Raw genomic sequence first — 8,453 nt, 5'->3', positions numbered from 1 at the left:
GTGGTGGCCAGCGCCTGATCCGGGGAGTTGAGAAAGTTCTGCGGGGTGATGTGCAGCCAGATCAGGAAGGTGTTGACCGGGCCGAATTGCGGGCTGAACAGCCACTGCCAGACCCACGCGGCGGCCACGATGGGGGTGACGTAGGGGGCGAAGTACAGTGCCCGGAACAGCCCGCGCAACGCGACGATCTTGTTCAGGAGCAGGGCCACGATCAGTCCCAGCGCGATCTGCGCTGGGACGCCGATGACGGTGTACAGCGCGGTATTTCTGAGCGCCTGACCGAACTTCTCGTCTGCGAACAGACGCTGATAGTTTTCGGTGCCCACGAAGGGCTGGGTGTCTTTGAGGATGTTCCAGTCGAACAGGCTCAGGCGCAGGGCAGAGAGGGTGGGCAGGAAGCGGACGATCAGGTAGAAGATCAGGGGGACCAGCAGGAAGGTGTAGGCCGTGCGGGTCTGGTGCCGCCGCATCGAGCCGCCCCGCCGGGGTGGGGGCGGCCTGCTCACGCCGCCCATCAGCCGTGGAGACGCCTTCATCTGTGCTGACAGTGGCCCGTGACTGGCCCGCTTGACATCATCAAAATACGAAACATATGTGCCCCCTCAGGACCAGGTGCTTTCAGGACGGTCCTGGCACGAGATTGTACGGCGTCACGGAGGGCTTTTTGCGCTGTGCAGGACCGGGATGTGGTCCCGGCAGAGCTGAGGCGTCCGCTTCTGGACTGCCTACGCGAAACGGTCAATCACCTGAACTCCAAGGGCGTTAAACGAGTCCATCCCCGTCAGTGCATCGATAGCTTCTTCGAGCGTCAGCCGCGCGCCGATCAGGCGGTCCGGGCGCAGCAGGCCGCTCTCGATCATGCCCAGCATCTCGGGGTAGGCGTGGGCGGCCATGCCGTGGCTGCCGTAGATCTCCAGCTCACGCGAGATCACGGCGTCCATCGGCAGTGGCGGGCGGCTGTGTTCGGCCACCAGCAGGCCCACCTGAACGTGTCGCCCCTGGGTTCGCAGGCACAGGATGGAATCGGCGCAGGTCTGCGCGTGCCCCAGCGCGTCCAGCGACAGGTGTGCGCCGCCGCCCGTGACCTCGCGGATGGCCGTCACCACATCCACCTCGCGGCTGTTGACCGTGACTTCCGCGCCCAGTTCCGCTGCCCGCGTGAGCTTGTCCGCGCCTATGTCTACCGCGATCACCCGTGCGCCCAATGCGTGGGCGATCATGACCGCCGACAGGCCCACGCCGCCGCAGCCGTGAACGGCCACCCACTCGCCGCCGCGCACCCGCCCCTGCTGTACCACCGCGCGGAAGGAGGTGGCAAACCGGCAGCCCAGGCTTGCTGCCGTCACGAAGTCCAGACCGTCGGGGAGGCGCACCAGATTCTGCTCGGCGTAGCGCAGGGCCACGTACTCGGCAAACGATCCCCAGGCGGTAAAGCCCGGCTGAAACTGGTCCCGGCAGACCTGCTGCTGCCCGCTTTGACACTCCGGGCAGCGCCCACACCCCGATACGAAGGGCAGTGTCACCCGGTCCCCCTCGCGCCAGCGGGTCACACCCGCGCCCACCGCCACCACGGTTCCGGCGATCTCGTGACCGGGGACATGAGGCAACTGGATATCCGGGTCACGGCCCATCCAGCCGTGCCAGTCGCTGCGGCACACGCCGGACGCCTCTACACGAAGCACCACGCCGTCCGCTTCTGGCAAGGGGTCCGGGACGGTCTGGAGTTCGGGACGCAGGCCAAATTGCTCGTAGACGACGGCTTTCACGCCCTGAACTCTTTCATGACGCAGACTCTTGCATAATTATGGGCCGCCCATCACCACTTCAGCGCCCCTTTCCAGCCCCGCGCCCGTACCAGCTTTGCCGCCCGGACGGTGACCTCGCGGTAGGCGGCATTCAACTGTGTCGGGTCACGCTCCAGCAGTTTGGCGTCCAGTCGGGCGTCTGCTACGCCTTCCAGCCCTGTCGGGGTGCGCGGGTCCGCCTTCCCCTCGCCGCTGAAAGTGCGGGCCAGCCCCTCGGCCAGCCAGCGCGGGATTCCGGCGGGCTGGGCCGTATGAAACGCCTCGTGCCGGATGGTGGTAGGCAGCAGGCCGCGCGCCGCCAGCGCCGAGAGCCGTTGCGTGCGGATCACTGTGCCCTGCGTACTGGCCGCAATATTGACTGGTTCCCCGGTGCGGGCCTGGAAGTCCGCCGCATTGCCTGCTGCCTCAATCCGTACCTTTGCGGGAGGTGACAGACCCAGCGCCTTCAAGTCTCGCGCCGCCGCATCCCAGGCTTTGAACACGGCCCCGAGTTGTTGACGGTCACGCGGGTCCACGTAAGTGACCGTCAGGGAGCCGTGCTGGGCCTGAAAGGCGAGGACGTTGGGAGCCAGAAGCACGAGCCAGACGAGCGCCGTACCAGCGTGTCGGAGGGACGATCTTCTCATCCCTTGTCCGTCACTGCCCCCGGTCCCGCACCGTGAACGTCGTTGCCGGGGCGTAACCTTCCACGTCCGGGTCGTACATCAGGAAAGCGTGGGTAGGCAGCGCGGTAAAGGTGCCGGGGGTCTGGGCGCGCAGCAGATAGGTCATCTTCTGCTCGCCCTTCAGGTAGTCGGCATACAGGTCAACACGGTCATCCAGCAGGTCACGGCCCGCGTACCAGTAGTTCCAGTTGCCCCAGTCGTACTCGTCGGGGTCCTGCAACCCCGCAATCGCCAGACTGCGTTCGTCCAGCGCCTTCATGCCCGCTGGGATGGGATCGCTGACCACCATATAGCGGGCGCTCTGCCCCACCGGCTGCACGCTGAGGGTCACCAGAATCAGATCCCCCACCGTGACCGGCTGCATCTGCCCGCCCCTGAGCAGCGAGACGCGGCGGTAGGTATATTTGTTGTTCTTGGCGTCCCAGACGGGTTCCAGACGCTGATACTGGCGGCTCAGGCGGAAGCCCTTGCTGGCGTCGCCCTTCAGTTCGGCGGGTTCGCGGCTGTACTTCAGTTGGGTGCTGAAGGTCAGCCCGGCAGGTGCGCCCGTCAGCGTGACCGTGTGCGCCCCGGCCTTCAGGGTGCTGGCGTCAATCTTGAGGGTGGCCGCCTCCTGCCCGGTCAGCGTGGCCTGCCCGGCGTTCTGGCCGTCCAGCAGGGCGCTCACGTCGCCGCTCATGGCCTTTGGAGGCTTGAGGGCCAGCGCGGCGACGATCACGCTGGTGGTGTCCTGGGTGGACAGCCACTTGGGGCCACGTCGGTTGGACAGCAGCCACTGCGAGACGCCAGGAATCAGGGCGCTGTTCGGCTCCAGCGTGGCGACGGCCTCCAGCGCGGTGGCCGTGACCTGCACGCTGTTGTCGTCCCAGTAGTCGTACCAGAAGTCGCCGCCCCCCCGTTTGGGCGTTTCCCAGTGCAGCAGTGCGCCTTCGTTGGTGCCGATTCGTCTGGCCTTGAGGCGGTCCAGCACATCGCGGGCGGCCTGGGTCTGGCCCGTTTTATTCAATGCCAGCGCGGTTTCCGCCAGCGCGTAGGGTTCCAGATCCTTGCGGCGGGCGAAAGCGGCCAGTTGTGTCTTGTCCACCTTCCCGGCGTCGGCCAGGGCACGGTAGGCGCTGGCACGCTCGGCCTGCCGTCCTTTCGGATTGGGCACATTTTTAGCGAGGTACTGCAACCCGTTGTACAGCATGTCGTTGTTGACCTTCGCGCCCAGTTTCTTAGCCCGCAGCAGGCCCTCCACCACGTAGGCGCTCATTTCCAGGGTGCTGTCGTCGTATTGCCAGAAGTTCCAGCCGCCGTCCTCGTGCTGGAACAGTTCCAGCCGGGCCAGTCCCGCGCTCACGATGTCGGGCAGGTCCCCCACCACACTCTGCGGCAGGGCGGCGCTGCCCAGATTTTCCTTCGCCAGCAGCGCGGGCAGGAAACGGCTCATGGTCTGCTCGGTGCAGCCGTAGGGGTAGCCCACCAGATACTCCAGCGCGGGCGACACAGCGGACAGCAGCGACGGTGTGAGACTCAGGCTCAGGTCCAGCGTTTTGAGGTTGGCATCTGCCGGAATATTGATCTTGATCCCCGGCTGGCTGGCACTGCCCACCGCCGTCTGCGTGACCTCGTACCCTCTGGCCTTGACGGGCAGTGGGAGCTTGAGGGCGTCGCTGCCGGAAACTGTGCGGGCGGTGAAGGTCACGTCCGCCGTGCCCACGTTGCCTGCCCGCACCTGCATGTCCGTGCGGACGCGCCCGTTGGCGGCCACATTCAGCGGTGCGCCGCCCGCTTTCAAGGCCGCGCCACTCAGCGGGGTCAGACCGTTCAGCACTACGCTGGCCGTGCCCATGACTGGTTTATTCAGCGTGTTGTTCACGATGCCGGACAGCGTGACCGTGTCGCCGCGCACCAGGAACGTGGGCAGGCTCAGGCGGGTGATCACGTCCTTGGTGGTCATGGTGGTGGCGACTGCTTGCCCGAAGCGTGGGGTCTTCGTCTGGGCGCGGGCGGTGGCCACCCAGGTGGTCAGGTTGTCGGGGAACTTGACTGAAACCTCGGCGTGGCCCTGCGCGTCGGTCAGGAGGTTGGGCACCCACAGAATGGTGTCCTTGAAATCCTGGCGCGGCGTGACCTCGCTGTTGCTGGCGGCAGCTCCGGCCCCAGCCTGCTTGTCCTGCGCGAAGGCGGGGGCGGATTCTATCTGTCTGGGCGCGGACGCCACCGTGCCCACCTGCGAGAAGTAGAAATTGAGGCTGGAATTGGTTCCCACCGCGTTGCTGCGCGGCGCGTCAAAGACCTGGGCAATCGGCGTGCTGTTGTCGCGCTGCACCAGATAGATGGCCTGATCCACCACGCCCAGCGCCACCTCTCCTGCTACACCCTTGCCGTCCGCCGTCTGCACGTCCACGCTGAATTTGCCCGTGTCGCCGGGGGCATAGCGGGCTTTTTCCGGCGTGACCCTGACCGTCAGGGCCGCGCCCACGCGGGGAACTTTCACGCGGGCGTCGTTGCTGTAAAACTGGCCGTCGCTGAGGGTAGACGCCGCGACGTAGATGTTCGGGGCCATGTCCGCCGTGACCGGAAAACGGTAGGTCAGCACTGCGCCCGTGCCGCGCAGGACAGTTGAACTGCGGAGCCTGTCACCCTCCAGCGTGACCAGCACCGGAGCGCCGGGCCTGGGGTTGCCCACCAGCACGGTGGCGGTGTCGCCGGGGGCGTAGCTCTTGCGGTCCAGTTGCACGGTCAGGTCGCGGTAGTTCCAGCCGTAGTCCTCGCCGGGCTTCAGCACCCAGACAAAGTTTTCAAAGGTACTCGCGCGGCCCTGCTCGTCTTTCACGGTGGCCCGCACCAGATACCCGCCGCCGCGCGCGGTAGACAGGGTGGTGCTGGCCGTCCCTGCCGCGTTCGTCTGCACCTGGGAGCGGGCCAGGCGCGTCTCGCTCAGCACCCAGATCTTCTTCTTCCTGTCGTAGTCGTAGCTCTGGCGGATCAGGTCCAGCGTGACCAGGGCGGCGCGGCCCACATCTTTCAGGTCACGGGTGTCCAGTGACACGCGGATGGGCTTGCCCGCGTCGTAAACGTAGCCGTCGGTGCTGGCCTCCACGTTCAGGTTGGCGGGAAAGGCGATCACCTGCGTCTGGGCGCTGACCGTGCGGCGCGACTCGTCCTCCACCTCGGCCTCGATGCGGTAGCTAACCGGCTGGCCGTCCGGGTCACGCTCCAGCGGCAGCGTCAGGTCCAGGTCGCCACTCGCGTTCAGGCGCGTCTCCTCCTGAATCACCAGATCGGAGCCGTAGTCCTGGCCCTCGTCGCCGGGCGGCAGGTAATCGCTGTCGAAGCCGGGCGGGTAATACGGCGCGCGGGTCACGTTGTAATTGACCCTGGCCCCGCTCACGTTGCCCCCGAACAGGTAGCGGGCCGAAATGCGGACGCTGACCTTCTCGCCCTGTACGGCGCGTTTGCGGTCCGGCGCAAGGGTCACGGCGTATTCGGGCTTCTGGTACGCCTCCACCTGAAAGCTGCCGCCGATGTCGCTCTGGCTGTCGCCGTCGGCCCTGTCGGGTTTCAGCGAGAAATAGTATTCGCCCAGTTTGGCCCCCACCGGCAGGTCCAGCCCGGCGTTCAGCGATCCCAGCGCGTTGGTGGTCAGTGTCTTGCGGTAGACCTCGTCACTGTCTGGGGACGTGATGGTCACGCGCACCGACGTATTCGCCAGCGGCGTCAGTTTGTCGGCCTGCCGCAGCACCGCCTTGAAATCCACATGCTGGCCGGGGCGGTAGATCGGGCGGTCCGTATAGACGTAACCGCGCACCAGCGGGGCCGCGTAGCTGTTCCATTCCGCCCCGCTGATGGCCCAGTCGTTGCCGTAGCGGGCCAGGAAAGTCTCCTTGTCCGAGTCGGCGTTGGCTTTCCTGGTGAAACGGGCCACGCCGTCGGCGCTCGACAACACTGGGGAACCGCCTCCCAGCGCCCACACCCGCGCCGCCCGCGTCTGGCCGCTTTCACGGTCTGCCGTATAGGTGAGGGCCTGCCCCGCGTCGCGCTTGACCACCAGCCCCAGGTTACTGACCAGCACCACGGCGCCCAGACTGCCCGTTCCCACCACGTAAACGCCGCTGGGCAGCTTGCCAAAGTCCAGGCTCTGATCGCGTTTCTTCAGCTTGATGGTGCGGATCGGCGCGCTGCGGCCCACGGCACCCAGTTTGGGTTCGTGTGGATCGGGCGAGGCAGCGAACAGGGCCGCCGGGTCCAGCACCTTGCTGAGGGTGAACACGGTCCCGGCAGGCGCATACACTTCCACGCTGACCGGCTGGCTGCCCCGGAACACGCCGCCGTAAATGGAAACCTCGCGCTGGGCGGGGGCCAGCCCCACCAGCAGCAGGCCGGATAACAATGCGCCGCGCGTCCACCGTCGTTTCATGTCTGCCCCTTTTGCAATTCCTGCTTGCCGTTCCTGTGCCTGACCGAGAGTGCTGGGCTTCAAATCCTGCCTGATCAGATTGTGTCACTTCTCGCCTTGCCCGTGCGGATTTCGCCCACGGTAACTGCTCCCAGAGTGCCCGGCATCATCCGAAAGGCTGGGCAGGGGAGAATTTCTCAGCGCCCAGCGTCTCCCAGTTCCAGTACGGCCCGCGCCGTCACCTCGTCCACGATCAGGCGGCGCATCAATGTTCCGGCCAGGGCGGCGTGCAGCGCGGCGGCCTTACCCAGGCCGCTGACCACGCACAGTGACTCGCTGGCCCCCCGGATCATCGTCAGGGGCGGGCCGCTGGCACGGGCGTTCAGGGACAGGCCCGCGTCGCTGCCGTCGGCGCGATAGAAGACGGTGGCGATGTCGCCCACCGCGCCCTGCTGCTCCAGCGCGGCCAGATCGCCAGCGTCCAGATAGCCCGCGCTGTACACGTGGCTGGGGGTGGAGGCGTCCACGCTGCCCACCGAGTAGATCAGCAACTCCGCCCGCCCCTGCAACTCCAGCACATGCCGGACACTGCGCTCGCGCCACATGGCCTGCTTGGTGGACGGATCGTCGAAAAAGGTGGGCACCGGAAAGAGCTGCGCCCCTGCCGAGAAGTTGCGCGCAAATCGCAGGATCGTGTCGGTCACGAAGCCGCTCATGAAGTCGGCAGCGTTGGCCGAGCCGTTGAGCTGCACGAAGGTCAGCCCCGGCACCGGATGCGGAATCAGCGCGTGGCCCACCGCATTCAGCGTGTTGCCCCAGGCCAGGCCCACCGTCATGTCGGGGCGCAGCAATTCGGTCAGCGCGGCGGCGGCGGCGGCGGCGGTGCGTTCCAGCCACAGCGTTTCCGGGCTGCCCTGCGGCACGCCCACCACCTGTGCGTGCAAGAAGGGATAGCGCGCGTGCAGACGGGCTTCCAGCATCTGTGCCTGACCTTCCGGGTCATGGATACGGATTTCCACCAGACCGCTGCGCCGTGCGTGAGACAGCAGACGCGACACCTTGGGCCGCGACAGCCCCAGCTCGCCAGCAATGGCGTCGGTGGTCAGGCCCTGCACGTAATACAGCCGCGCCACCCGGACGGCCTGAAGGTCCTGGCTTGCAGAGGGGGCGGGAGCGTGCGCCATACGTGGGGTCAGCATACGGCGGGAACAGGGACCGGGCGGGTTGACCACCTCTAAACTTCGGGTGCTAGGGGATGATGACTACCCTAGATTTACGGAAAATCAAAATCTCGTGTCCAGAACGTCCATTTTCGCTTTTCTTTGAAAACGCCAAGGTGAGGAATTTTGTCGAAATTTCTTCCCATACGTAAAGATCCCTACTTATCTGCCTACAGACGATTTCCCTGCCTTGGGGTATTTGAGAAACTTCGTCTGGCACGTATTTTGCTCATTCGTAACCCCTAGCACTCGAAGTTCTAAACTGCGAACATCCATTCACCTTCCCGACCTGTTCAGCTTTCCAGCTTGCTCTACGAGTGAACGTGTGTTCAAATAGAATGAACAAACGTGCGGAGCGATCCCCATTCCTCTTCTCCGC

At 65.7% G+C, this 8,453-nt stretch carries 5 protein-coding genes; all 5 read right to left on the bottom strand.

Annotated elements, in window-relative coordinates; translation table 11 throughout:
• Window positions 1-536 (bottom strand): carbohydrate ABC transporter permease (locus BOO71_RS13960; protein ID WP_175607447.1); only part of this gene is annotated, 536 nt, incomplete at its 3' end.
• Window positions 537-725: 189 nt separating this feature from the next.
• A complete protein-coding gene (locus tag BOO71_RS13955) occupies window positions 726-1,766 on the bottom strand; it encodes a zinc-dependent alcohol dehydrogenase family protein (protein WP_075833357.1) in 1,041 nt (346 codons plus the stop codon).
• A 50-nt stretch (window positions 1,767-1,816) separates the two neighbouring features.
• Window positions 1,817-2,383 carry a hypothetical protein gene (locus BOO71_RS13950; RefSeq protein WP_075833355.1) on the bottom strand — a complete coding sequence of 189 codons (567 nt, stop codon included), beginning with the start codon at window positions 2,381-2,383 and terminating at the stop codon, window positions 1,817-1,819.
• Window positions 2,384-2,441: 58 nt separating this feature from the next.
• Window positions 2,442-6,875, bottom strand: coding sequence for an alpha-2-macroglobulin family protein (locus BOO71_RS13945; protein ID WP_083653427.1), 4,434 nt, complete (start codon window positions 6,873-6,875; stop codon window positions 2,442-2,444).
• Between the two features lie 176 nt (window positions 6,876-7,051).
• Complete coding sequence (locus BOO71_RS13940) at window positions 7,052-8,038, bottom strand: sugar-binding transcriptional regulator (protein ID WP_075833406.1); 987 nt, start codon at window positions 8,036-8,038, stop codon at window positions 7,052-7,054.
• Between the last annotated feature and the right edge of the window lie 415 nt (window positions 8,039-8,453).

The sequence above is a fragment of the Deinococcus marmoris genome, assembly GCF_001949125.1.
Taxonomy (GTDB): Bacteria; Deinococcota; Deinococci; order Deinococcales; family Deinococcaceae; genus Deinococcus; species Deinococcus marmoris_A.
This window is presented reverse-complemented; position numbering and strand designations above follow the sequence as displayed.